This is a genomic window from Sedimentitalea sp. (assembly GCF_039973035.1).
Lineage (GTDB): Bacteria > Pseudomonadota > Alphaproteobacteria > Rhodobacterales > Rhodobacteraceae > Sedimentitalea.
Window position 1 is genome coordinate 15,527 of record NZ_JBDWLR010000062.1, and the last position, 26,013, is coordinate 41,539.

Here is a 26,013-nt window from a genome sequence, read left to right on the forward strand (position 1 = left end):
GACATGGCAAGAGCAAAGTTTCTCTGCGACGCCGAACGCTGCATCGAATGCAACGCCTGCGTCACCGCCTGTAAGAACGAACATGAGGTGCCTTGGGGCATCAACCGGCGGCGGGTTGTAACCATCAATGATGGTAAACCCGGCGAAAGGTCGATCTCGGTCGCCTGCATGCACTGTTCCGACGCGCCCTGCATGGCGGTCTGTCCGGTCGACTGTTTCTACCAAACCGAAGAAGGCGTGGTGCTGCATTCCAAGGATCTGTGCATCGGGTGCGGATACTGTTTCTACGCGTGTCCGTTCGGTGCGCCGCAATATCCACAGGCAGGCAATTTCGGATCGCGCGGCAAGATGGACAAATGCACCTTCTGCGCCGGTGGCCCCGAGGAAAACCATTCCACAGCCGAGTTCGCCAAATATGGTCGCAATCGGATCGCGGAAGGCAAACTGCCGATCTGTGCCGAAATGTGTTCGACCAAGGCGCTGCTGGCCGGTGATGGTGACGTGGTATCCGCAATCTATCGCGAACGCGTGGTTGCCCGCGGCTTTGGTTCGGGCGCCTGGGGTTGGGGCACCGCTTACGATCAAAAGGGCGGCTAGGTCTTTCACTGATTTGGGCGGCCCGTTACCGGGTCGCCCGCGCCCTTTTGATGGGTTTTGAACTGACAATAGGACACGCAACATGCGCTTTCGCCTACTGACGCTGCTTGTCGGCCTGCTTTTGCCGCTATCACTCGCCGCGCAGGATGCGTCGATTCAGCAATTGACCGAGCCCCTGACGGTCGATCCGGGCGCGGACTCTACCGGAGGCACCGATACACGTGCGGCCACCGGCGGCGCGCAGACGCTTGACGATATTCTGGCACGCCAACGCGGCGAAAAGATTGATGACAGCTTTCGCCGCGATGCCACCGGCGATCCAGACAGCGCCAGCGCGATCGCCTCGCAACTGGGTACGCTTGGCGGTGCCTCTGATCCCGAACTGTGGCGCGCCATGCGGTATGGCAGCGCCGATATCACCGTCAGTTCGCGCAGCCCCGCCGCCGATGTGATCATGCAGGACGGCGGCATGTGGTGGCTGCAGTTCCGACAAGGTCCGCTGGCGACCTACGGGGCATATCTGCTGGGCGGTACGCTGGTCCTGTTGGCCCTCTTCCTTTTGCTCCGAGGCCGAATTCGTATCGAAGGTGAAAAGTCCGGGCGCACGCTCACCCGGTTCAGCGGCTTTGAGCGATTTGGTCACTGGCTGTTCGCTGGCAGTTTCCTGATTCTCGGGGCAACCGGATTAATCACGCTTTTTGGCCGTACCGTCATGATCCCGATGTTTGGCAAAGATATGTTCGCCACACTCGCGCTGGCCAGCAAATGGGTTCACAACAATGTTGCTTGGGCGTTCATGGCCGGGTTGATCCTCGTGATTCTGAACTGGACCCTGCACAACATCCCCAACAAGCATGATCTGAAATGGCTGGCCATGGGCGGCGGGCTGTTTTCCAAAGGGGTTCACCCCCCCGCCCGGAAATTCAATGCCGGGCAAAAGATGATCTTCTGGGGATGCGTTGTTCTGGGCCTGTCGATCAGCGCCTCAGGTCTGTCGCTGCTCTTTCCGTTTGAATTGCCGATGTTTGCCAAGACCTTTGCGCTGATCAACGATACCGGCGCCCCCGGCTGGGTTGGCATGCAGCCCCTGCCCGAGCAGCTCGCCGCGCAGGAAGAAATGCAGTTCGCACAACTCTGGCACGCGGTTGTCGCGTTTGTATTCATGGCGATGATCTTTGCGCACATCTATCTCGGCACCGTCGGCATGGAAGGTGCGTTCGACGCCATGGGGACCGGCGAAGTCGACGAACAATGGGCGCGTGAACATCACGGATTATGGGTAGAGGAGGTCAAAGCCAAGGAGGCGGCTGCCGGAACCACCGCCCCCGCCGAGTAGACGTGCGGCGCGCTGCGGTCCTGATGTTGGCCCTGTTACCGTCGTGGGCGGCAGCGCAGGAGTTTTTCACGCTCAAAGGCCATGGCGGGCCAATCATGGGCATTGCGGCCTCCCCGACAGGCCAGATCGCAACCGCAAGTTTCGACAACGCCGTAGGTGTGTGGACGGGACAAACGCCACACTGGCTCGAAGGTCACCGCGCTGCCGTCAATACCGTCGCGTTTTGGAACGACGAAACGCTCGTGTCTGCCGGTGACGATTTTGAGATCCGTGTCTGGGATACCGTCAACGACCAAAGTACGTTGATCGGGCATCACAAGGGCAAGGTTGTCGATCTGGCACTTTCGCCCGAAACAGGGCGTGTCGCGTCGGCCAGTTGGGACGGATTCATCGGGTTGTGGTCGTTGAATGCGGATGGAACCAACATCACAGGTCAACCAACGTCTTTGCTCAAGGGACACGATCAAGGCGTCAACAAAGTTGCGTTTACAAGAGATGGCACAACTCTTTATTCGGCTTCGATGGACGGCACGATCCGGGTTTGGGACATTGATCGGATCAAGGAGCGGCAGATCCTCGTCAATCATGGTTTCGGCATAAACGAATTGGTGGTCAACGAAGACGACACCTGGCTTGCCTATGGGGCGGTCGACGGTGTCACGCGTATCATTGATCTGGCCACGGGCGCCGAAATGCATGATTTCACACTTGATCGGCGGCCAATTCTGGCTTTGGCGATGTCGCAACATGGCAACTTCCTCGCGGTAGGCGATGGTGAAGGTTACATCATGGTGATCGACACGCGAAATTGGCGGATCGCCCACGACTTTCGCGCCACATTGCGCGGCCCGGTCTGGGCGCTGGCCTTTTCACCCGACGGGTCCAACATTCATGCAGGCGGGCTTGACGAGGCGATGTACAGCTGGCCCGTGGCAAGCCTTGGCAATCATACGCCGATGGAAGGCAGCGAACATAGCTATCTGAAAGACCCCTCCGAGATGAGCAACGGAGAGCGGCAATTCGCCCGCAAATGCTCCATCTGCCACAGCCTGACCCCCGGCAGCGCCCGGCGCGCGGGGCCGACGCTGCACGGATTGTTTGGCCGGGCGGCCGGAAGCGTCCCGGACTATACATATTCCAACCGCCTGAGCGGCTCAGACATCATCTGGAACGCCGACAGCATAAATGCGCTTTTCGATCTTGGTCCCGACCATTACATTCCGGGAAGCAAGATGCCGATGCAACGGATCACCAGCCCGGATGACCGGGCGGACCTGATCACCTACATGCGCCAAGCCACAGCCGGAGAACCGACCGAATGAAAGCCATGCTGAGCGCCTTTGTCGCCATCGCTCTGATTGCAATTCTGGCCTGGTACGGGCTGGAAAGGGGTGGCTTTTCAGCCGCCCAAAGTGGCAGCGGACCAGACGTCCGGCTGGACGGAGGATGAGCGACTACCTCACGACACGAGAACTCGCTGATCTTTTGCGCATTGGCGAACGCAAAGTTTATGACCTTGCGGGCAATGGCGAGGTCCCCTGTGTGCGGGCCGTTGGCAAACTACTGTTTCCCCGCGCTGAAATCACGGCCTGGCTGAATGCCTCGCGCAGCGGGCCGCAAGTTGCCGAACCGCCCCTCCCACCGATTATCGCCGGCAGCCACGACCCCCTGCTCGACTGGGCCCTCCGCGAAAGCCGCTCGGAACTCGCCAGCTTTTATGACGGGTCTTATGACGGTCTGCTGCGCATCGCTGCGCGTTCGGCTCAGGCAGCCGGTCTGCATATCCGCGAAGGAGAGGGGTGGAATTGCAAGGCACTGCGCGAGGCAGTCGGAGAAGCCCCGGTGGTCCTCGTGGAAATCGCCATGCGGCAGCGCGGCCTGCTGCTGGCACCGGGAACCAACGGCATCGCCGGCTTCGCAGATCTCGCGGGCCGCCGCGTCGCATTGCGCCAAAGCAGCGCCGCCAGCCAGCACGAGTTCGAAACAAGGCTCACCGCAGCGGAGCTGACCCTGAAGGATATCGCCCCCCTACCCACACGCGCCCGCACCGAAGAAGAACTCGCGATCACGCTCCATGACGGCAAAGCCGAAGTGGGCTTTGGGCTCGGCGCGCTCGCGGGGCTGTATGGCCTCGACTTCATCCCACTCGCAGTCGAACGGTTCGATCTCGCCGTCTGGCGCCGTGCCTGGTTCGAACCACCACTTCAAAAACTCATGCACTTCCTCGCTTCACCCGCCTGCGCGGCGCGCGCAACCGAACTCCCCGGCTATGATCTAACAGGTCTGGGAACCATTCATCACAATGGCGCCAGCGGATAGGCTCCGCTACCACGGATCCGCGTTCCCTCCTCTTCATCTTTGTAAAAATACTCCGGGGTGTCTGAGGGGCAGCGCCCCTCAGCCTTGCTCATTCCACCTAGTATGGATTCTTCGGTGAACGGTCCGATGACAGACTGTCTTGCCGAGCCAGAACCAGATCTTCGATGGCATCCGCCAGGTGAATACGATCGATATGGGGATCTCCTCGCTCCACACGATGCCGATGCGCCCGGATCATGACGTCCGCATGGCTGCATCCAGAGGGTGGCTCGAACCGGTAACTTGCCAGTTCGATCAACAACCCAAGCGGATCCTTGAAATAGATCGAATCCATAAACCCGCGATCCTTTGGACCAAAATGCTTGATGCCGCGTTCGTCCAGCCGCTCGACCGCCTGCCAGAACGTTGCCTGGCTGACCGAAAACGCCAGGTGATGGACACAGCCTGGCTCCGTAGGGGTACGGTTCGGCGTGCCACTGCGATTTTCGTTGGTGAACACCGTGATCAGACGCCCATCGCCCGGATCAAAGTACACATGTCCTTCGTCCGGATTATCAAGATTTGGCTGATCAAACACAAAAGGCATTCCCAGAACGCCCTCCCAGAAATCAATGGTGGTCTGGCGATCTGCGCCCGTCAGGGTGATGTGATGCACCCCTTGGACCTGCAATTTACGCATGTGTAATCCTCCCCTTTCGCAGCAATCTGCCACGCGGCTTCCCGCCTGTCACGTTCTCTGAATTCGGCAGACCATCGCCGAGCAGATTGCCCGGACGCGACATGGCCGATGATCGTACCTATCTCTATAGAAAGGAGAACGAACCATGCGACTGACTTACCTGATCCCGGCATTGGGCTTTTGCGTGGCCATGCTGGCTTCGGCATTTGCCGTCGACGCGAAAGACAAGGTGAACCACGCAGGTAACTGTCCTCCGGGTTTGGCCAAAAAACCTCCAGCCTGCGTTCCGCCGGGACAGGCCAAGAAGATCTATCCGCAATATCGGATCGGCGACCGAGTAACCGGCGACTATGTGATCGTCGATGGGCCAGGGCGCTACGGACTAGACCCCAACCAGACCTACTTTCGGGTGGGCGACAACATCTTTCGGGTAGACCGCCAAACCCGCGAAGTGCTCGACTTCATCGGGGCTGCTTCTGCGTTGCTGAACTGATCTGGCGCAGAGCTACTCTGCCGCCAACCGTTCACCCGACAGCATCTGTTTAAGGTAACGCCCGGTGTGGCTTCGTTCTTCTTCGGCAACTTTTTCCGGCGTGCCGGTGGCAACAATTTCGCCGCCGCCATCGCCGCCTTCGGGGCCAATGTCGATAAGCCAGTCGGCTGTCTTGATCACATCCAGATTGTGTTCGATCACCACAACAGAATTGCCCTGTTCGACCAATTCATGCAGCACTTCCAACAGCTTGCGCACGTCTTCAAAATGCAGCCCGGTGGTCGGCTCATCCAGAATATAGAGCGTCCGCCCGGTCGATCGCTTGGCCAGTTCCTTTGACAGCTTCACCCGCTGCGCCTCGCCACCCGACAGGGTGGTCGCCTGTTGACCGACCTTGATATAACCCAGCCCGACCCGCATCAGCGCGTCCATCTTTTCGCGGATAGACGGCACCGCCTTAAAGAACTCCTGCGCATCCTCGACCGTCATGTCGAGCACATCCGCAATGCTCTTGCCCTTGAAACGGATTTCGAGCGTTTCCCGATTGTACCGCGCCCCATTACAGGTCTCGCAGGTGACATAGACATCTGGCAGGAAGTGCATTTCGATCTTTATCAGCCCATCGCCCTGACAGGCCTCGCAGCGCCCCCCCTTGACGTTGAAGGAAAACCGCCCCGGCTTGTAGCCGCGCGCCTTGGCCTCGGGCAGCCCGGCAAACCAGTCACGTATTGGGGTAAAGGCGCCCGTGTAGGTCGCCGGGTTGGATCGCGGCGTACGCCCGATGGGGCGCTGGTCGATGTCGATCACCTTGTCCAGATGCTCCAACCCCTTGATGGTTTCACAGGGCGCAGGTGTCTGGCGCGCACCATTCAGCCGCATTGACGCGGTTTTGAACAGGGTCTCGATGGTCAGCGTGGATTTTCCTCCGCCCGACACACCGGTCACACAAACGAATTTGCCCAGCGGAAAATCAGCAGTCACGGATTTCAGGTTGTTGCCCGTCGCCTTGACCACCTTAATCGATTTGCTCTTGCCCTTGCGCCGTTTGGCGGGGATCGGGATAGACCGGGTGCCGGACAGGTATTGTCCGGTGATGCTAGCCGGGTCTGCGGCAATCTCGGCCGGCAGGCCTTTGGCGACGACCTGCCCACCGTGTATTCCTGCGCCCGGACCGATATCAAAGACATAATCCGCCTCGCGGATCGCCTCCTCGTCATGCTCGACGACGATCACGGTGTTGCCCTGATCGCGCAGGTTCTTGAGCGTATCAAGCAGCCTGTCATTGTCACGTTGATGCAGCCCAATGCTGGGCTCATCCAACACATAGAGCACCCCGGTAAGGCCCGAGCCGATCTGGCTGGCAAGACGGATACGCTGGCTTTCTCCGCCACTAAGCGTGCCGCTTGCGCGGGACAGTGTGAGGTATTCCAGACCGACATTGTTCAGGAACCCCAACCGCTCGCGGATTTCCTTGAGGATCGCGCGGGCAATCTCGTTCTTTTGGTTGCTCAGGTAGTCCGGAACATTCTGGCACCAGGCATAGGCCTCGCGAATGCTCATCTGCACCACCTGCCCCACATGCAGCAGATCGCCCGGTTTGCCCTTGGCAGGGCCAATTTTGACCGCCAACGCCTCTTCGCGCAGCCGATAGCCATCGCAGAACCCGCACGGGCGGTTGTTCTGATAGCGCTCGAATTCTTCGCGAATCCAATTGCTGTCAGTCTCGCGATAGCGCCGCTCCATGTTCGGGATCACACCCTCAAACACCCGCGTCACCTGATAAACACGCCCGCCCTCGTCATATCGAAACGGGATTTCTTCGTCGCCTGACCCATAAAGGAACACCTGCTGCACATGCTTTGGCAGGTCTTTCCATTTGGTATTGCGGTCAAATTCGTAGTGTTTGGCAATCGCTTCGATGGTTTGCAGGAAATACGGGCTCTTGCCCTTGCGCCAAGGTGCCAGCGCGCCGTCATAGATTTTCAGGTTTTGATCCGGCACCACAAGACGTTCATCGAAAAACAGTTCCTTGCCCAGCCCGTCACATTCCGGACAGGCCCCAAAAGGCGCGTTGAACGAAAACAGCCGGGGTTCGATTTCAGGAATCGTAAAACCGCTAACTGGACAGGCAAATTTCTCGCTGAAGGTGATGCGTTCCCCTTCGCCATCACGCGGTGCGGTTTCCAGAATGGCAATGCCATCGGCCAGATCAAGTGCTGTGCGCAGGCTGTCGGCAAGGCGGGTTTCAAGCCCCTCGCGCACAACCAACCGGTCTACCACAACGTCGATATCGTGGCGGTACTTCTTGTCCAGCGTCGGCGGCTCATCCAATTCATAGAATTCGCCGTCGACCTTGACCCGCTGGAAACCCTGCTTGCGCAGTTCGATGAACTCCTTGCGGTACTCCCCCTTGCGGTCGCGCACGATCGGCGCGAGCAGATAACCACGAGAGCCTTCTTCCATCGCCATGATGCGGTCGACCATATCCTGCACCTGCTGTGCCTCGATCGGCTGGCCGGTTGCCGGCGAATAGGGCGTACCGGCACGAGCAAAGAGCAACCGCATATAATCGTATATCTCGGTCACTGTCCCAACGGTCGAGCGTGGGTTCTTGGAGGTGGTCTTTTGCTCGATGGAGATAGCTGGGGACAGACCGCTGATATGATCAACATCCGGTTTTTCCATCATATCCAGAAACTGACGGGCATAAGCCGACAGGCTTTCGACATAGCGGCGCTGACCTTCGGCATAGATCGTATCAAAGGCGAGGCTGGATTTCCCCGAGCCTGACAGGCCGGTAATCACCACAAACTGATCACGCGGAATGTCCACGTCGATGCTCTTGAGGTTATGTTCGCGCGCGCCGCGTACTTCAATATTCTTCAGTTCAGCCATCATGCCCTCGATTCACGGTTAACACATAGTGACCTCGGACCGAGTCTCCAACAGAAAAAGAAGAACATTACAAGAACATATTGCGGCACGATCCAGAAAGATTGTCGCGGCGGGGCCTGCAGTGACGGCACAGCGGCCGATGCCGGTGGATCGGTGCGAACAACCCGCTAGGATCACATCATGGATTCTTTTGCCCGCCTCATTCCGGACGCCCGTGCCTTTCTCGGCGAACTTGCTGCAAACAACAACCGCGCGTGGTTCACCGCGCACAAGAACCGGTATGACTCCGAACTAAAAACCCCGGCCACGTTGCTTGTCGATCAAATTGCCCATGATATCGGACGCGATATGGGACTGACCCTGACCCCAAAGCTGTTTCGTCCGCATCGCGACGTGCGGTTTTCCAACGACAAGACGCCTCACCATACGCACCTGCACATGCTCTGGAGCCTTGATTTGCAGGGCTAGCAATAGCCGGGCTTATTCTTTGGTATCGCGCACGATTACGTCACGGTTGGCGGTGGCAAAATAGGCTTTGACAAACCCGGTCCTGGTGACTGGCGGCAATCGGTCGATGGCCCCTTTGGCGAGGAGTTTCAGGGGCTCCGCCCTATTTTGTGACCGTCGCAGATTTTGACAGGCCCTATGCGGCGCGACTAGGCTCTACCGGTGCGAATGTACCAACGCCGCTCCCTCTGAAAGCGAAAGGGTTTCTTTGATGCCTTCACTCTATCTGGTCGCGAACGAAGTCTTTTTCACATCCTATGGTCATATCCAGTTTGTCTATGACGCCGATGACGTTTTCGACAACGGTGACGAGAAGGAAATCGAGGTTCAACCCACCTCGCTTGGCTTTGGCGACTGGGATGTCAGCCCGGTGCAGGATCTGGATATTCCGTTCGGAGTGGATGATCTCGCCGTCCGGCTGGATCTGCCCGCCGGGCGCGACGCCGCCGATCTGTGGGATCTACTGGTGAACGTGCGCGATTTCTTTGCCGGAATCACCGTAGATTACCGTCTTGGCATCACCGGATCGCTGGAAGGGCAGAACAGCAACACCTATATCACCACCCTGGGGCATATTGTCGGGATCGACATCGCCCCGGCGATCGCAACGTTCCTTGCCTCGTCCGATTTCGGCTCGTTTCCCGGTATCGCCCGCAATGTGCTTTTCGACCACGTTGCACCTGACGACTCGCAGCTACCCTCGATTGCCCTCACCGTGGCGGGATCAGACGGCATTGATGTCATCGCCGGTGGCAACGGGGCAGATACGCTCAGCGGTGAACTGGGCAAAGACACGCTCTATGGCTTTGGCGGAAATGATCTCTTGAGCGGTGGAAACGGGCGCGATTTCATCTTTGGCGGCGACGGCGACGACACTGTGAACGGCAATAGCGGCCGGGACAGGATCGAAGGCGAAGATGGTGACGACATCCTGTTTGGGCAGGGGCAGGACGACCGGCTGATTGGCGGCGCAGGCCACGACACGATGCGAGGCGGCAGCGGGTCTGACAGGCTGATCGGCAGCGGCGGCAGGGATATACTCTGGGGAGGCCAAGATGATGACTACCTTCAAGGCGGCGGCGGGCAGGACGAGTTATCCGGTCAGGGCGGCAATGATCTGCTGGAGGGAATGAAAGGCAACGATAGGATCAGCGGCGGCAGCGGTGCCGATGTCTTTCTGTTTGACGGCTTGACGAACGAAGGACGCGACGAGATCACAGATTTTCTGATCGGCACCGATACTCTGCGCATCGAAGGATTGGACTTTGCGGATATCATCATCGATGGCGATACCACCGCCGTCATCTCGCTGAACGGCATGACCGAGATTTCGCTAAGCGGAGTGGCCGCTAATGGCATTGGTGTAAGCGATTTTGATTTCGTCTGAGCGGTTCCACCCACCCGTTCCCGTGTAATTGCAGAACGACCCAACTGACCCAGCAGGCCCAAGCGACCCTTTATCCACTCTTTGGCTTGCGACCTGCCTTGGCGCCCACTCGCGTGAAACGCGAGCGTATACCTGAAGCCCGTTTTTTGATACAATGCCTGATAATTTCAGACCATCTGCCAAATATTATGGCCCATTCGACAATTTGATGGAGGCGCGTATGACGACCATCCACAGCACCATTCCCAACGATGTTTTCCCGACCGAACTGACCGATCCCAACAAAATCGTCACCGAATATCACTCCTATACGCTGATCCCACGTCTGGGCCCATTGTCCTACGCATACATCAAGAAGGCCGCCCGCCGACGCCTCTGGTACATGAACCGGGCACTTGTCCTGCTCAAAATGGTGGCGACCTACAAAGCCACTTGGAAGGTCAAACCGGACCTGCAAACGCTCGCGTTCGGCGCGATGGTCACGACCGACCGCACAGTCACAGGCGCCAGTACTGGTACAGCCGCGGTCGGCCGTGTCCCCACCTCTGACGAGCGGCGTATAATCGGCCCGCAGGTCCTGATGAACACCGTACGCCGCCTGCCAACCAGACCGACAGCGGCCCCTGTCGAAGAAGCCATCGTCGCCACGGCGGCGACCGACCTGAGAGAAAATCTTCAATCTGAAAACGACCGCGATATTCTGGGCATCTTCCGCGAATCCAACCCGGTTATTGACCGGCTTGTGGCGACCGGACGATTGCTGGACGACAAGGGCGACATCAACGACGAACTTGTCGACCTTGACCCCCAGGGGCAGCTTTCTGCGATCATGGAATCCGCGCCGGCAGCCGAAACCGAGACCAGCGCCTTTATCAAATCGGTATCGAAATCCGTTACTGTGGACGCGCTGGCGCAGAATCGCTCGCTGACACCGGTCGCCAAGGTCGCAAAAGCCAACAGCAGCCTGCAGGACCGGATCGTTTCCTCGGTCGCGGACTCCGTCGCGCAACTTGGTATGCTGGTTGGGGTCGCGACATTCGATGATGCCCCGATCGTCGACAGCCGTGAATGGGCGTTTCTGCGCCGCGAACGGGTTGAAATTCTGCTATCACCTCCAAAATTTCGCGGTCCGCTTTCCGTCAACTCTGTCGCGCCCAACAGCGAACTGACACTGACCGACAGCCAGACCACGACATCTCAGACCTATGAAATCAACGCCTCGCAATCCGCACGCACGAGCGGGCAGAACCTGCTGATCTCTAACCAGATCCGGGAAAAACTCGGCACGCTTCACGATTTTGGCTCTAATCTCGGCCAAACGATGAGCGAACAGGGCTATGAAAAGGACAACTCAACGGGCGAGAAACGCGCCATCATCGAACAAACCCTGAGCGAGATATCCGAAACCAACGCCGCAACGACCATATCCGCCACAACGAGAGACGCCAGCAGCCTGCGCGAGTACAGGACGCGCGGCAATGACACCAATTTTGCAACCACCGAAGTGTCGTTCGAAGTCTTTTCTCCGGTGCATGTCACGCACTATCTCGACGGAATCGGGGCGGTCTGGTGCCCGAGGATCAAGAACCCCTACGGCATGTTGCGTCAGACCATCGACGATTTCGAAGTGCAGGTTCGGTCAGACTATATCATCGAAAACCACGTGGTTGACCCGGCCGAACCGCTGCCAACCTATGAGGGCTTTGAACCCAAGACCGGCAATGCAACGAAAGTGTCTGGCGATGATATTGAGGATGACACCGAATTTACCGACGAGGTGACCATCCGGCTGTCAGACCAGGACATAGCCCAAGGATATTTTCTGGAAGACGATGTGACGTGCGAGCTCATACAGAAGTCCGAGTGGGACGAAAACGAACTCGACGCCGACCAGTATGACATCGCCGCACCGGCCGTGCTGGTGTATGTGCCAAATTCGCACATCACGATCAGAACCAAGCTGAAGGTCCACGAAGAACCCTGGGGCTGGAACCCAAGCTGGGTCTGGATCCGGGTCACGGTAAACAAATTCAAATACACGGCGACGTATCTTCAACAACTTGAGGACTATATGAACACCGTCGGCCAGCTGAACCCCGCGCGGCGTGCAGCGGTGGAAGCACAGGCCATGCGGTATGCCCGGTTGAAAAAGGAAGAGCTGATCCGGCGATATGCCAACAATCCGGCGGAACTGCGCGAATATACGTTCATCGCGCTGATGCGGCAGATGTTCGGGAACGGCAAGAACTGGTCCTATTATCACGGGATCATCAAGACCTGCATCAATTGGGATCGCGCCCAGATACAGGCCGAACCAGCCAAGCCCGAACACCTTGCAGCAGACGGATTATCGCCCTTTCATTTTCTCAACGTGGTCGCGGTGCGATTTTTCCTCCCGATCCACGAAGGCTCGGAAGAAGCGTTTTTCGAAGCGGTCAGCAACACGCTCGACTCCGACTGGAAACAACTTTTTGCCAAGGTCGAATCCTATATCGACCTACAGCGCGGCAAGGTCGAGACCATGACCGAACGCATGAACGAGGGTGACATTCAGGAACTAACCTTGGATTCCTATTCCTCTGAACTTGTCCTCGGCCGACACCTCGAAGCTGTGCTGAGCAAGACAACTTTTCTTGAAACGTGACCGGTTCGGTCGGCAGCGCAGATCTGGGTCAGGCGGCGGTCGCCCCCACGCCTGAAGACGGGGTTATTGAAAGTGCAACGGCAACGCTCGCGCCGGCCAAATACCCCAATCGGTTGAACGATATCGCCGTGGTCGGGCGAACGGGTGCGTGGCGTCGCACTTTCATGCTGCGGCCCAAATACGGCGGGCGGTATCTGTTTCTCTTGTACCCGAGCAAGGGAATGTCGCCGGAAGACGTGCTGACCGAACCCGTGCATTTCCCGAATTTCAACAGCACCCCCAAGGTTCTGGAATTTCGCATACCACAGGAACAGCGTGTGCATCGTGAATGGGACTGGCGACTGGTTAAGACGACATTTGCCGACACCGAGGATGCCGATCACGAAATCCGTGATCTCGCGCAACAACCTGGCGACGGGATGCTCGCGGGCTGGCCGGCCGCGTCGCTGGCAATGGCCGCCGCGAATGACGGCGCGCTGTCACATCTGATCTTCGAAGCCCGCGCGGCGGCCAAAGGAACAATCCGGTTTTCCGAAGAACTGGATACAGAAGTGTCACGCACAATCGCCTGGTCCTGTCATCAGCCTTATGAAGCCCGCAATGGCAATCCGGCGGTCAAGAATGATGTCGGTGAGATTCTGAATTGGCTCCAGTCTCGCGCCGAGACGTTTGATCCGCATCGGATTTGGGCCTTGGGCGACACCATCTATTCCGATGGCACGGGATCGTTGAACTTTGTCAAACAGGTCTATGACAAGACCGGGTGGCACAACAATTGGGATCTGCGCAAAGACCTGCTGTCGCTTTTCCGGCTCTGTTATCGCCATCACTGGAGCTTTCCTGCGATGCAGGCGCTTATGCGCAACTATCCTCATATCGCGATGTGGGACGACCATGAAATCCGTGACGGGTATGGCAGTGACACGGTTGATTTCAAAGCGGAGAACACGGCGATGAAGGATATCGCCAGTCAGGCCGCAGAAGAGTACCTGTTTTCCTGGAACACGCGCGTCCGCAGCGAAGCGGGTCGCAACACCAATATCGATAAACACTATGCCTATGTCGATGCCCCGGTGGCGTCCTTTGTCTTTGACGGCCGCAACAATCGCAGATACGGGGATGACGTCCCCCTGCCCCCGGATATCCCGCTGTTTGCTTCGATCCTCATTGGCGTGACCGGCATTCTGGCGACTGGTGGCGCGCCTTCGGCAATCGCCGCTGCCGCGTCTAGTACCGCAGCCACCGTCGCGATCGAAAAGGAACTGCTGGAACTTTATCGCTGGCACAATCCGGGCGAGGTGATTTCAGATCAGCAACTCGACGATTTTCGGCGCTATTGCATTCATATTCGTGGGCTTTCGGGCGTGCGATACCTGCTGCTCGGCAACAGTGTGCCGTTTATCTATGTGAACGACGTTATCGAGGCACTTGCGTCCGAGCTCGAGATCACCGCCACCGACACCGGCCACAATGTCCGCGACGATATCCGTGACAGCTGGCATTCACCCGGCAACCGCCGCCAGTTGCTCCGGCTGATCGATATTCTGCGGGAATTGCACACCGCCCGCCCGGATATCGAAATCATCAACCTCTCGGGCGATATCCACATCTCCAACGCCTTTACCGCCCAACCCGAGGGGTTTTCGAAGCCAATCTTTCAGGTTACGTCGTCAGCGCTCACCAATCGCCCGTCCATGTCCGGTAGTGTTGCTAATCTATTGAGCGTCGATGGCAAGCTGGGTTTTCTCGACACTGGCGGCGACTTTGGCGAAGTTCAGCGCCTGTGGCACGAAGGCACGTTTCGAAACTTTCTGTCGATAGAGGCACGCGAGGCGCAGATCGCACTGCACCTGCATGTTTATAATACCAACGACACCGAACCTTTGGGCAAGCGTGACCGCACGCTTATCATCCGGCCTCAGGGTGGATTTGAAGTCCGCGAAGGCTGATCATGGCCTTGCTTTTGCAATGCTGTGCTGCCCGTTTTTGGCGGGCCGAAGTTTCCCCCGACCCGCGCGTTTCGCTTATGTTCTGCAATATCTTGTGGCGGATCAGGCGGGCGCTTCAACCAAGATCTTGACCTGCGATTTCTCGGCAACCAAAGCGTCAAAGCCCTCGGATACGATGTCATCCAAGGCAATCCGCTTGGTCACCAACCGGTCGGCACTGAACCAGCCCTGACGCATGAGCTCCATCACCGCCGGATAGATATTGCGGTAGGCGATGGTTCCCTTGATCGTGCGCTCTTTGAGCACAACCGTGTTCGGCTGAAAGCCTGCCTCGCTCTCCCAGATGGATACAATCAACGCCTGCCCTTCGTGTCGGGTGGCGTCGATGGTCTGTGCCAGAACTTGCGGCACGCCGGTAACTTCATACGCCACGTCCACTCCGATGCCCGTTGCCGACCGGATCGCTTCGACCGGATCGGTGTTGGTCGGGTCGATAACACTGGTTGCCCCCAGTTCCAATGCGCGCGTCCGGCGGGTTTCGGATGGTTCCACCACATGAATTTCCGAAGCACCCGCAACGCGAAGAGCCTCGAGCACCAACAGACCGATGGGTCCCGCCCCAAACACCGCCGCCTTGTCGCCGGCCTTCAACTGGCTGATGCGCACCGCATGCAGCGCCACGGCTGCAGGCTCGACCAGCGCACCTTGCTCCAGAGACAGGCCTTCGGGCATCTTGTGTGCCATGCGTGCTGGCACCACCGAATAGGCGGCGAAACCGGCATTGCCACCAGACAACCCCATGAACCCCAGCTTCTCACAGAGATTATAGAGCCCGTCCCGACACGGGGCGCAGGTACCACAGGCAAAGATCGGTTCGATTGCGACCCGATCCCCCACTTTCAGCCCCTCGACACCTTCGCCGAGTTCGGTGATTTCGCCGCAATACTCATGACCCATCGTTATCGGCGCCTGCGCATGGCTAAGTGGATGATCCTCGCCAACAGGCACAAAGATCGGGCCAGCAAGATATTCGTGCAGATCACTGCCGCAGATGCCCGTCCACGCCACCTTCAGTTTAACTTCTCCGGCCCCAGGAGATGGCTCTTCGATCTCTTCAACGCGGATATCTTTGGCACCATGCCAACGTGCTGCTTTCATTGAAACAATCCTTTCTTCAGGCTGTTGTGAGAATATCAGCGATAGACCATGCCACCGTCGATCACGACGGATTGACCGGTCATGTAATCGCTGTCCGGCCCTGCGAGCCAAGACACGAAATTCGCCACATCTGTCGGTGTCTGCGACCGGCCAAGTGCGATGCTGCCGACGAATTCGTCAAAGGTCGCACCCACCTTGGCACCCGTCACCTCGGCAAAACGCTGATCGATCTCTGTCCACATGTCTGTGCCGACCACACCGGGGCAATAGGCGTTCACCGTGATGCCATCCGGGGCGAATTCCTTGGCAGCACTTTGGGTCAACGAGCGCACAGCAAATTTTGTCGAGCAATAGGCGCCCAGCATGGGATAGCCCTCATGCGCGGCGATTGATGCAGCTGATATGATCTTGCCCCGCGTGCCATCCGCCTTGAACCGGGCTGCGGCTGCTTGCATCCCCCACAGCACACCCTTCACATTGACGGCGTGGATCTTGTCCATCTCGTCTTCCGTGATCTCGGCGATGGGTTGAACCTGTGCGATTCCGGCATTGTTGATCATGATGTCAAAGCCGCCCAACTGTTCGGCAGCTGTGTCGATGGCAGCAAAGACCTGAGACCGATCAGCGACATTCGCCGTGATCGTGCAGACCTTCGCGCCTACCTGAGACAACTGATTTTCGGCCTCTGCCAGTTGGTCGGCGCTGAGATCGACCAATGCAATGGATGCGCCATCCGCGGCCAGACGTTGAGCAATGGCCAGACCAATTCCTCGTGCGCCGCCGGTGATGAGCGCGACCTTTCCGTCAATAGACATGACGTTCCTTTCCTATGACTTGATTTCCGATGGGGCGCCCGGATGCAAACCAACCGGGCGCCGCAAGCTTCACGACAGGTGGTGTACGTCCTGAAGGCCAAAGACGGGTGTATCCAACCCCTCCAGCCGCGCCTTGAGTTGCAGCGCAAGATACAGGGAATAGTGCCGCGACTGATGCAGGTTGCCGCCGTGCAGCCAAAGGTTCTGCTGCTGCGTCGGTTTCCACATGTTGCGTTGTTCGCCTTCCCATGGGCCGGGATCCTTGGTGGTATCTGACCCCAGCCCCCAGACCTTGCCGATCTTGTCCGCAACCTCCTGGCTGATCAGATCTGCCGCCCATCCGTTCATCGATCCATAGCCGGTGGCCATCACCACCAGATCGGCTTCCAGTCGGGTGCCGTCGGACAACACAACCGCGTCTTCCTCAAAATGGTCGACCTGACCTTTGATCAGCTTTACCTCGCCATCAATGATCAACTGGCTGGCACCCACGTCGATGTAATAGCCCGATCCGCGCCGCAGATACTTCATGAACAGGCCCGAGCCGTCGTCGCCCCAGTCCAGCTCAAATCCGGCCTTTTCCAACCCGGCATAAAACTCGGCATCCCGTTCGCGCATCTGATCGTACAGCGGAATCTGAAACTCGTGCATGATCTTGTACGGCAGCGAGGCAAAGATCATGTCGGCCTTTTCGGTGGTCACGCCATTGGCCACGGCCTCTTCCGAGTAAAGCCCGCCAAGGCCGATATCCATCAATGTTTCGGACCGCACAATATGTGTCGACGACCGCTGAACCATCGTCACATCAACATCGTGCTCCCAAAGCGCGGCGCAGATATCGTGGGCCGAGTTGTTAGAGCCGACCACGACCACTTTTTTACCCTCCCATTCGTCAGGACCGGCATGTTGAGAGCTGTGCTGGATCGTGCCCTTGAAATCATCCATGCCGGGAAACTCGGGAACATGGGCCTTGCCCGACATGCCGGTGGCAAGCACCAGTTGCGTCGGCTTCAACACGACCTTTTCGCCATCGCGGTTGACCTCGACCGTCCATTCGTTGGCCGCCTCGTCAAAGCTGGCCTTGGTCACTTCGGACCGGGTCCAGTAATTCAACTCCATCACCTTGGTGTACATTTCCAGCCAGTCGCCAACCTTGTCCTTGGGCGTAAAGACCGGCCAGTTGTCGGGGAACTTGATGTAGGGAAGGTGATCGTACCAGACCGGATCGTGCAAGCTGAGTGACTTGTAGCGTTTGCGCCATTGGTCGCCGGGGCGGTCGTGTTTGTCCAGAACGATGGTTGGCACCCCAAGCTGGCGCAGCCGCGCACCCAGAGCAATGCCGCCCTGACCGCCGCCGATTATGACGGTATAAGGTTGGGTGTCATATCCGAGCGTCGCAGCTTCGGCATCGCGCTCTTCTTTCCAAGTGGCGCGGTTCTTGCCCGCACCGTGTTTTGCGCCCATTGGCCGGCGTGTTCGGCGCGGCTCCTCATGACCCTTCAATTCCTGCAATGCGGTCAGTAGGGTCCAAATCCGGTCATCTTGCAGTCGGATCAGACCCCAGCCGCGTCCGACTTCTGTTTCGAACGTGATCCATGCGGTGATGACTCCACCCTCCTCGGTGGGCATCTCGCCGTCCTGCAGTTTGAAACCCGATGGTTTCACCGCCGCCATCTGGCTTTCCAGCATTTCGCCGATCTGGTCCGGCCCCTCTGCCGTCTTGAGGTTCCAGGTGAAGGCCACCAGGTCCCGCCAATAGCTGTCGGTTGCAAACTGTGCCTTGATCCGGTTCACGTCTCCGGCGGCAAAGGCTTCGTTCAGCGTGTCCAGCACCTCCTGCGTGCGGGTTGTCACGGTCGTATCAAGCATCGCGTATCCTCCTCATGCGCGTCTTCAGGCACTGTTATCCGGCACAGATGGCGGTTTGCGCCAGCATCTTGAGGGGAATTCGAGGGAGAAAAAGCCGAACGGCAGGCAAGGCGTTGCGTGCGCAACAACGCGCAACAGTGCCGGTCAACTGGGTGGGATCACGCCAGCGCGCCGCATCCGGCGCATCACGGTCGACCGATTGACGCCCAGTCGCCGCGCCGCCTGAGCCATGTTCCAGCCGCAAGCCTCAAGCACATCTTCCAGCGAGTCTTCGTCTGACGTTTCGGTTACGGTTTCTGCAGGTGGCGGCAGGTCCGGCAGGTCAATGACCCGGCCATCACACAGCGCAATCGCCACATCGAGAACGCGCTCCAATTCGTGCAGATTACCCGGCCAGGCGCGGCCGGTCAGGTCGGCCCGTGCGGCAGGTGACAGGCGCAACTCGTCCGGTGCCCGACGCCGCAGCAACCGATCCACGAGCCATCCCAGATCCCGTCGCTTGCGCAAGGGCGGAAGACTAAGCGTCGCCCCGGAAAGCCGGTAGAACAGGGGCTTATGGAACCCGCCGCCCCGAACGGCTTGCCCCAGATCGACACAGCTGGTCGCAAACGGGCGAAGTCCGGGGCGTTCGTCCAACAAAGCTGTCAGCAATGTCTGTACCTCTGCGGGCAATTCCTCGACCCGACGCAACACCAGCGTCGCGACTGTCGTTCCCGGCGGACCCAAGAGCGCGATCAACCTTTCAGGAGTCTGTGCAGCGCATTCCACGGTGATCAGCTTGCGGTCCTTGCCATTGGTGACGTGGAGCGCGCGTGCCAGCCGCAATTTCCCCACGCCCGTCTCACCGGACAGGATCAGCGGCACATGTGTGGCTGCCAGCCGCTCGGCCTGCAACAACAGACGTTGCATTTCGGGGTCGTTTCCCGCCAGCGCATCCAACGATCCGCCCCGCTTGCGCACGCGGTCGGTCACCGGGCGGGACGATCTTGGTGTCTGCGGAGCGATGGCATGCCCAAAGAGCGCGCCACCATCCGGCATATTGACGACGCGGTCCTCGGTCGGTCTGTCGCGCATCAGATCGGGCAGATCATCCAGTGAAAGATCAAGAAGGGAATCAATGCGCTGACCCAACAGCGCACCATCCGCGCCACCGAACATTTTGCCCGCAGCGCGGGTAAACCCAATGATCCGGCCAGAACCGTCAAGCGTGACCGCCGCTTCGGGATCAACATCCAGAAACTCGGGACTCGCCGACAGGCGCAACACCCATTCGCGTCGGCTTTGTGCCATCAGGTTGGCCATCTCGACCCGCCGGGCCGAGGCCGTGACAAGGCTCATCGCCAGATTCTGGCTGGATTTCGGCGACGGGGATTGCAACAGCGAAATGTCCAGCACCGCCGCCAGTTGGCCCATGCTGTCAAAGATCGGCGCCGCAGTACAGGACAGCGCAGTATGCGCATTTCCAAAATGGTCATCCTGATGAATCGTCACCGGTTCTCCGGTCACGATGCAGGCACCCGCAGCAGACGTCCCGGTGAGTTCCTCTGACCAGTCCGCCCCCATGAACAGCCCCGAACCACGCAGCTCTTCTTCAAAGTCCGGATCGCCAAAAAAGTCGACACAGACGCCTTTGGCATCGGTGAGGAGCACTGTGTAATTCTGACGCGCGACCTGCCGAAAGAGGCTTTGCAGCCCCGATCGCGCCGATGCAATCATCCGCTCGGCCTGCATCCGATGATCGCGCAACTCTGCCTCGGTGACGATATGCGCGGGGTCGGCGCGTGTCGGGTCCATTCCATAGATCTCGACACACCGTTTCCACGACGCGGACACCTGACTGTCCCGCCCCGTTGCGCACCCATCCAGAACGCGTTCAATTTCCTCAACATGATGGCGTGCGATCATTTCCTCCCCTCAATGCCGCTGCATCAGCAAACTTAGCACAGAGGAGATGAAAAAACGACGCGCCAAAAGGTCGAACGCCCGGAGCGCGACTATTCCTTGATAATCCATGCACCGCCAACTGCGACGTCACCCGCCGCAGTTCGGATTTCAGGCCTCGTCAAGCACCTTGCGCGCGACACGAAAGCACTCAAGAGCCTGTGGCACGCCGCAATAAATGCCCACGACGTGAATAATCGCACGGGTTTCCTCGCGCGTAACGCCGTTGTTGATCGCCCCCCGGCAATGGATTTCCCATTCGTGCATCTTGCCCAGCGCACCGATCATTGAAAGGTTCATCATCGATCGCGTCTTGGCGTCAATAACGTCGTCCCCCCAGCCAAAGCCCCAGCACCACGCTGTCATCGCTTCTTGAAAGGGACGGCTGAAATCATCCGCCGCTGCGAGGTTCTTTTCAACATAGGCCGCGCCCAGAGTTGCCTTACGTTGCTCCAGCCCTTTGAGGAAAAGGTCCTCATCGAATTCGCTCATGTCTCTTCCTTTCGACTTTGCATTGAAATGCCCGGCGTGGCCCAACAGTTCTGCAGGCGACACCTGACGGGTCCTATCGATCATCCGGTCTTAGCCGCCCACCAACAAGGCCCAGTTTCAACATCTGTCGGTCGGGCGTCGGCGCCACAAACGCAGTCATGTCAGGAAGGTAGATCGGTTCAGCATGAGGACCCGGTCAGCTGGGCGAGCAATCTCAAGCATTGTTTCAAAGTCTTACGACACAAAATCGTAACGTTTTTCCCGATCAAATACGGCTGCAGCCAACAGGCTGCTGCCCGCTCGCAGCGCGATGACCAAACAAATTTTCGCAAATCCAAATTTTCTGCGACGGAAGCACAGCACTCGCGCGTTTCACTTCTCAAAGAGGCTGAAAAGGTGAGGGCCGCGCGTAAAACATACGCGTCGGTGCTAATTTGGGTGAAACCATGACACAACCATCTTTGAATCCTACCCGAACACATATTTCAGACGTGAAACATCGAATTAGAAGGGAAACCGCTTAGTGAGACGCGTTTCAGCAAAGAGATCAGCAACTATCGTCGCAAAGGCCACCGTGGCGATTTCGATCCTCGCGGCATCCTATGTCCTGTCCTTCGGCGTCCCCGCCTCGGTGTCCGATTATCTGGGACTGGATCGCGCCGAAACGTCCGCCACGGCCACAAACGGGGCGGGCGGGCCAAGGCGCGCTGGCGGCAACAGGTCCACTGCTGTCGTTCTCACGCCGCTTGTAGAGGAACCCTACGAAGATGTTTTGCGTGCAGTCGGGAGCGCCACGGCGCTGCAACGTGCGGATGTAACTGCCACAGTTTCAGGCGAAGTAGTCCACACAAATCTGACGGCAAACACCACGGTCAACGCGGGTGACATACTGCTTGAACTGGATCCCCGCACACAGGAACTCAACCTCGAGATCGCGCTCGCGGAACTTGAACAGGCCAGCGACACTGTTTCACGCTATGAGCGTCTGAATACCACCGGAAGCTCGACCGTGACCGATGTCACCCTTGCTGAGGCGAGAGTGGCGGAGCGGCTTGCCGAGGCAAATGTCGGTCTTGCGCAGATTGCACTGGACGACAGGTCGATCCGTGCGCCCATCTCGGGTCGCCTCGGGCTCAGCGATATTGAGGTCGGCGACATCATATCCGCAAACAGCGTTGTCGCCACAATCGACAATTCCGACGCGCTGTTTGTGGAATTCGAACTGCCCGAGCGCTCGATCGGGGTGCTGTCACGCCAACACGAAGTGCTGGTCAGCACGCCCAGCCTTACCGGGCGGGTGTTCACCGGAGAAATCGTTTCTCATGACAGCCGTATCGACAGCAGCACACGCAGTGTCACGGTCAAGGCGCGCGTCGAAAACCCGGACGGATTGCTCTGGCCGGGTATGACATTTTCCGTGCGCACGATCGAGCATACCGACCCCATGCCGGTTGTTCCCGCCACCTCGATCATTTGGTCGCGCAACGGCTCGACCGTGTGGCTGGCACAAGACGGGGCTGTTGAGCAGGTCCCTGTGACCATCCTGTTTCGACGCAATGAAAGGGTCTGGATCGACGCCGACATCGCGACCGGCACGATGATCGTGAGCGAAGGGGCGCAGAAGCTGCATGCAGGCTCACAGATCGACCCTGTAACGGAACAGGACACCGACACACCCCGGCAAGCCCGACCCAATCTGGGATCGGCGGACACGCCATCCCTTACCCGTGCGGAGCAACCGGCATGAACACCCCCGCTTCAAAACCCGGAAAACCCGGTATGGCGAGCCTTTTCGTCGCGCGACCGATCTTTGGCATTGTTCTCAACCTTCTGATCCTGATTGCCGGCCTTGCCGCGCTGGCGGCGGTCGACGTCCGCGAGATGCCCGATGTGGATCAGCCCGTCCTGTCCGTTCGGACCAGCTATGAGGGCGCGGTTCCTGAGACAGTTGATCAGGAAGTGACACAGGTGTTGGAAGACGCGCTGAGCGGGCTGGATGGGTTGGCCTATATGGAATCCAGCTCGACCACAGGCGAGAGCCGGATCACTATCGACCTGTCCGAAGGCACGGATGTCGATGTTGCCGCAAACGAAGCGCGCGAGATCGTTGCCGCAACATTGCGAAATTTGCCCGACGACCTCGATGATGATCCGGCTGTGACAAAGAGCGACAGCAACGCCGATGCGATCATCCGACTGGCAATCATGGGTGACGCCACGCTTCAGGAATTGACGGAATTGGCCGAGGGTCCGATTTATGATCGGCTCTCGATGATCGACGGTATCGCCGAGGTGACGATACGCGGCAACCGCGCCAACGAATTCCGCGTCACTCTCGACATGCCCTCGCTCCTTGGGCGTGGGTTGACGATATTTGACGTGTCCGACGCCCTGGCCGCTCTGCGCGATGACACTCCGCTGGGTGCGCTGGAAACAACGTCGCAAAACCTTGCTTTGCGTGTCGGCAACGCCGAGGTCACAGCAGAAAGTATTGGCGATATTCCGATCGGAAACTCCACCCGAGTTTCGGACGTCGCCTTTGTGCAGGTGGTCCCCGAAGAAAGCGATGTATCGTCACGAGTGAACGGGCAGACTGCCATCGGGCTGGACATTACCCGGCAATCCGTTGGCAACACATTGGAAATTTCTCAAGCCGTGGGGGAGGCAGTCGAAGAGCTACGCACTGGTCTGCCGCAGGGCGTCGAACTTTTGATCACCTCTGACGACGGGGTGTTTATCGAAAGCTCTATAAGCGAAGTGGTGAAATCCATCGGTCTGGCCACTGTCATCGTGGTTGCGGTGATCTTTGCGTTTCTGCGTTCGCCGCGGGCAACGATCATCCCGGCGGTCACGATCCCGGTGGCGCTGGTCGGAACTGTCGCGGCGATCTGGCTGACCGGCTTTTCGGTCAACACCATCACCTTGCTCGCGCTGGTTCTGGCCACCGGCATGGTGGTCGATGATGCCATCGTGGTGATCGAAAACATCGTGCGAAAACGCAAACAGGGCATGGGTGCATTCGCGGCAGCTGCAGAGGGCACAAACGAAGTGTTTTTTGCCGTGATTTCCACCACCGCGACCCTCGCTGCCGTCTTTATCCCGATCTCGTTCCTGCCGGGTCAGGCCGGGGGGGTCTTTAGCGAATTCGGGTTTGTGCTTGCCTTTTCAGTCACCCTGTCATCGCTCACCGCCTTGACGCTGGCGCCGGTTCTTGCTGCATTCCTCGACCCGGGAAAACCGGATGAAACCGACGCGACGCCTGCCCGCGAACCGGGCGCATTGGCCCGTTGGTTCGACCGGGTGATGGACCGTGCGATCCGCGAACCAATGCTTGTTCTGGCCATCGCTGGAGGTTTTGCCCTTGTCGCCTTGGGGGCCGCCGGGACATTGACGTCAAGCATCACGCCAAGTGAAGACCGTGGGTTTTTCTTGATACAGGCGCGCGGGGCATCGGATACATCAGTCGAATACCTTGAGACACAAGTCGCGCAGGTCGAAGACATCCTTGCCCCCTATCGCAGGAGCGGTGAAATCGACACGGTGCAAAGCATCATCGGTGTCGGCGGTGGCACCAGCGCCTTTATCATCGTCCGCCTGCCCGATTGGTCCGAGCGCGAGCGGACGCAAGGTGAAGTAGTTTCCGAAATCAGCCGCCAACTCGGCAAAGTCCCGGGTGTACAGGTCAGCGCGCGCGCGACCAACAGCCTGAATATTCGCGGCGCAGGGCAAGGTCTGCAATTTGCGGTGACCGGCACTAATGTTGATGCAATGACCGATGCCACCGAAGAATTGGTGACAGCCATGGCCCAGGACCCGATCTTTCTGAACCCGCAGCTTTCGAACGATACGGTGCAGGCCCAGTTCGAGGTTCGCGTGGACAATGACATGTTGGGTGTGTTCGACCTGAGCGCAAAGGAGATCACAGAAACGATCAGCGCCATGATACAGGGCAATATCGCCGTCAGCGTGTTTGATGATGACACCGAAGTGGACGTGAATGTTGTGCCGGGCGGCCCCCCGATCAACGACCCAAGCGACCTTGAATCCATCTTTCTTAGGTTGCCGGACGGGTCCTATGTTCCGTTGTCTTCTGCCGCGTCCCTTGTTCCGGTTGTCAGCGTGTCCGAAGTTGAACGGCAGGGTGGCTCCCTCGCGGTTTCGGCGCAGGCCAACCTTGGCGAAGGCGTCGATCTGAGCACGGCTATGGATCGTCTGACAGAGATTGCACAAGAGACCCTGCCCAGCGGGATGGGCATTCAGTTCACTGGCGAAGCGGCGACCCTGACTGATGGGCAGGCTGGCATGTATATGGTCTTTGGTGTGGCGTTCCTTGTCGTATTCCTGGTCCTGTCAGCCCAGTTTGAAAGCATCGCCAGCGCGTCCGTAATCATGCTGACAGTCCCGTTTGGTCTGGCCGCCGCCTTGATGGCGATTCTGCTGACTGGAGGCTCGCTGAATTATTACAGCCAGATCGGTCTGGTGATGCTGATCGGGGTGATGGCAAAGAACGGCATCCTGATCGTCGAATTCGCCAATCAACTGCGCGAATCCGGGCAAGATATCGACAGCGCGATACGCGACGCGCTTAGGTTGCGCATCCGACCGGTGATGATGACGATGGTCTCGACCGTTTTTGGTGGGCTGCCGCTTATCCTGACTTCGGGTGCCGGCGCAGAGGCGAGAATTGCTGTGGGTTGGGTGATTGTCGGCGGTCTGGGTTTTGCCACCGTATTCACGCTGTTTCTGACCCCGGTTTTTTATCGGCTGATCGCTTCGTGGGGTACAGAGCCCGGAATGGCATCCAAACGTCTGCGGCTCGAAACGGCGGCAATCACGCACAGCGCATAACAGGCGTCATCTGGACAAGTTGAGAGTGGCTGGCCAAACGGCCAGCCACTCTCAACACAAACACGTATTAGGCGGGTCGATCAA

Annotated in this window: 19 protein-coding genes; 12 read left to right on the forward strand and 7 right to left on the reverse strand. The window is 58.5% G+C overall.

The genetic code is table 11. The features are described from left to right. The first annotated feature begins 3 nt into the window (after window positions 1-3). From fdh3B to ABJO75_RS16225, 5 genes are all read left to right on the forward strand, one after another. The gene (fdh3B, locus tag ABJO75_RS16205; protein WP_348127137.1) at window positions 4-597 is read left to right on the forward strand and encodes a formate dehydrogenase FDH3 subunit beta; all 594 of its coding nucleotides are present in this window, start codon (window positions 4-6) and stop codon (window positions 595-597) included. A gap of 82 nt (window positions 598-679) precedes the next feature. After that, window positions 680-1,933, forward strand: a complete 1,254-nt coding sequence (locus ABJO75_RS16210; RefSeq protein ID WP_348127140.1) for a formate dehydrogenase subunit gamma — start codon at window positions 680-682, stop codon at window positions 1,931-1,933. 23 nt (window positions 1,934-1,956) lie between these two features. Then, window positions 1,957-3,255, forward strand: a complete 1,299-nt coding sequence (locus ABJO75_RS16215) for a c-type cytochrome (protein ID WP_348127142.1) — start codon at window positions 1,957-1,959, stop codon at window positions 3,253-3,255. Then, window positions 3,252-3,383, forward strand: a complete 132-nt coding sequence (locus ABJO75_RS16220; protein WP_348127145.1) for a hypothetical protein — start codon at window positions 3,252-3,254, stop codon at window positions 3,381-3,383. The genes ABJO75_RS16215 and ABJO75_RS16220 overlap by 4 nt, the downstream gene beginning before the upstream one ends. Then, window positions 3,380-4,252 carry a helix-turn-helix transcriptional regulator gene (locus tag ABJO75_RS16225; RefSeq protein ID WP_348127148.1) on the forward strand — a complete coding sequence of 291 codons (873 nt, stop codon included), beginning with the start codon at window positions 3,380-3,382 and terminating at the stop codon, window positions 4,250-4,252. Before ABJO75_RS16220 ends, ABJO75_RS16225 begins: the two co-directional genes overlap by 4 nt. A 97-nt stretch (window positions 4,253-4,349) precedes the next feature. Here the strand turns inward: ABJO75_RS16225 and ABJO75_RS16230 are convergent, their stop codons facing one another. Further along, window positions 4,350-4,931: a VOC family protein gene (locus ABJO75_RS16230; protein ID WP_348127150.1), complete on the reverse strand. Its 582-nt coding sequence runs from the start codon at window positions 4,929-4,931 to the stop codon at window positions 4,350-4,352. A gap of 145 nt (window positions 4,932-5,076) precedes the next feature. On the opposite strand from ABJO75_RS16230, the gene ABJO75_RS16235 reads away from it, so the two are divergent. After that, a complete protein-coding gene (locus ABJO75_RS16235) occupies window positions 5,077-5,424 on the forward strand; it encodes an excinuclease ABC subunit A (protein WP_348127153.1) in 348 nt (115 codons plus the stop codon). 12 nt (window positions 5,425-5,436) lie between these two features. Here the strand turns inward: ABJO75_RS16235 and uvrA are convergent, their stop codons facing one another. Continuing rightward, window positions 5,437-8,319, reverse strand: coding sequence for an excinuclease ABC subunit UvrA (uvrA, locus tag ABJO75_RS16240; protein WP_348127156.1), 2,883 nt, complete (start codon window positions 8,317-8,319; stop codon window positions 5,437-5,439). Window positions 8,320-8,499: 180 nt separating this feature from the next. Between uvrA and ABJO75_RS16245 the strand changes: the two genes are divergently transcribed. The 4 genes from ABJO75_RS16245 to ABJO75_RS16260 all read left to right on the forward strand — a co-directional run bounded on the left by ABJO75_RS16245 (window position 8,500) and on the right by ABJO75_RS16260 (window position 14,806). Next, entirely contained in the window at window positions 8,500-8,787 is a 288-nt protein-coding gene (locus ABJO75_RS16245) for a DUF2461 family protein (protein WP_348127158.1), read from the forward strand. A gap of 250 nt (window positions 8,788-9,037) precedes the next feature. Next, the gene (locus ABJO75_RS16250) at window positions 9,038-10,213 is read left to right on the forward strand and encodes a calcium-binding protein (RefSeq protein ID WP_348127161.1); all 1,176 of its coding nucleotides are present in this window, start codon (window positions 9,038-9,040) and stop codon (window positions 10,211-10,213) included. Between the two features lie 220 nt (window positions 10,214-10,433). After that, a complete protein-coding gene (locus ABJO75_RS16255; RefSeq protein WP_348127163.1) occupies window positions 10,434-12,857 on the forward strand; it encodes a hypothetical protein in 2,424 nt (807 codons plus the stop codon). Continuing rightward, window positions 12,854-14,806, forward strand: a complete 1,953-nt coding sequence (locus ABJO75_RS16260; protein ID WP_348127166.1) for an alkaline phosphatase D family protein — start codon at window positions 12,854-12,856, stop codon at window positions 14,804-14,806. Before ABJO75_RS16255 ends, ABJO75_RS16260 begins: the two co-directional genes overlap by 4 nt. A 102-nt stretch (window positions 14,807-14,908) precedes the next feature. On the opposite strand, the gene ABJO75_RS16265 is transcribed toward ABJO75_RS16260, so the two are convergent. The 5 genes from ABJO75_RS16265 to ABJO75_RS16285 all read right to left on the reverse strand — a co-directional run bounded on the left by ABJO75_RS16265 (window position 14,909) and on the right by ABJO75_RS16285 (window position 21,081). After that, complete coding sequence (locus tag ABJO75_RS16265) at window positions 14,909-15,964, reverse strand: 2,3-butanediol dehydrogenase (RefSeq protein WP_348127168.1); 1,056 nt, start codon at window positions 15,962-15,964, stop codon at window positions 14,909-14,911. 35 nt (window positions 15,965-15,999) lie between these two features. Beyond that, on the reverse strand, window positions 16,000-16,779 hold the full coding sequence (locus ABJO75_RS16270; RefSeq protein WP_348127170.1) for an acetoin reductase: 780 nt from the start codon (window positions 16,777-16,779) through the stop codon (window positions 16,000-16,002). A gap of 69 nt (window positions 16,780-16,848) precedes the next feature. Next, the gene (locus ABJO75_RS16275; RefSeq protein WP_348127171.1) at window positions 16,849-18,648 is read right to left on the reverse strand and encodes an NAD(P)/FAD-dependent oxidoreductase; all 1,800 of its coding nucleotides are present in this window, start codon (window positions 18,646-18,648) and stop codon (window positions 16,849-16,851) included. 144 nt (window positions 18,649-18,792) lie between these two features. Further along, complete coding sequence (locus ABJO75_RS16280; protein ID WP_348127174.1) at window positions 18,793-20,553, reverse strand: sigma-54-dependent Fis family transcriptional regulator; 1,761 nt, start codon at window positions 20,551-20,553, stop codon at window positions 18,793-18,795. A gap of 147 nt (window positions 20,554-20,700) precedes the next feature. Continuing rightward, complete coding sequence (locus ABJO75_RS16285; RefSeq protein WP_348127176.1) at window positions 20,701-21,081, reverse strand: carboxymuconolactone decarboxylase family protein; 381 nt, start codon at window positions 21,079-21,081, stop codon at window positions 20,701-20,703. Window positions 21,082-21,604: 523 nt separating this feature from the next. Here ABJO75_RS16285 and ABJO75_RS16290 point away from each other — a divergent pair. Both ABJO75_RS16290 and ABJO75_RS16295 read left to right on the forward strand, forming a co-directional pair. Next, window positions 21,605-22,828, forward strand: coding sequence for an efflux RND transporter periplasmic adaptor subunit (locus ABJO75_RS16290; RefSeq protein WP_348127178.1), 1,224 nt, complete (start codon window positions 21,605-21,607; stop codon window positions 22,826-22,828). After that, window positions 22,825-25,929 (forward strand): efflux RND transporter permease subunit, encoded by a 3,105-nt coding sequence (locus ABJO75_RS16295; protein ID WP_348127181.1) that lies wholly within the window; start codon window positions 22,825-22,827, stop codon window positions 25,927-25,929. Before ABJO75_RS16290 ends, ABJO75_RS16295 begins: the two co-directional genes overlap by 4 nt. The last annotated feature ends 84 nt before the right edge of the window (window positions 25,930-26,013 follow it).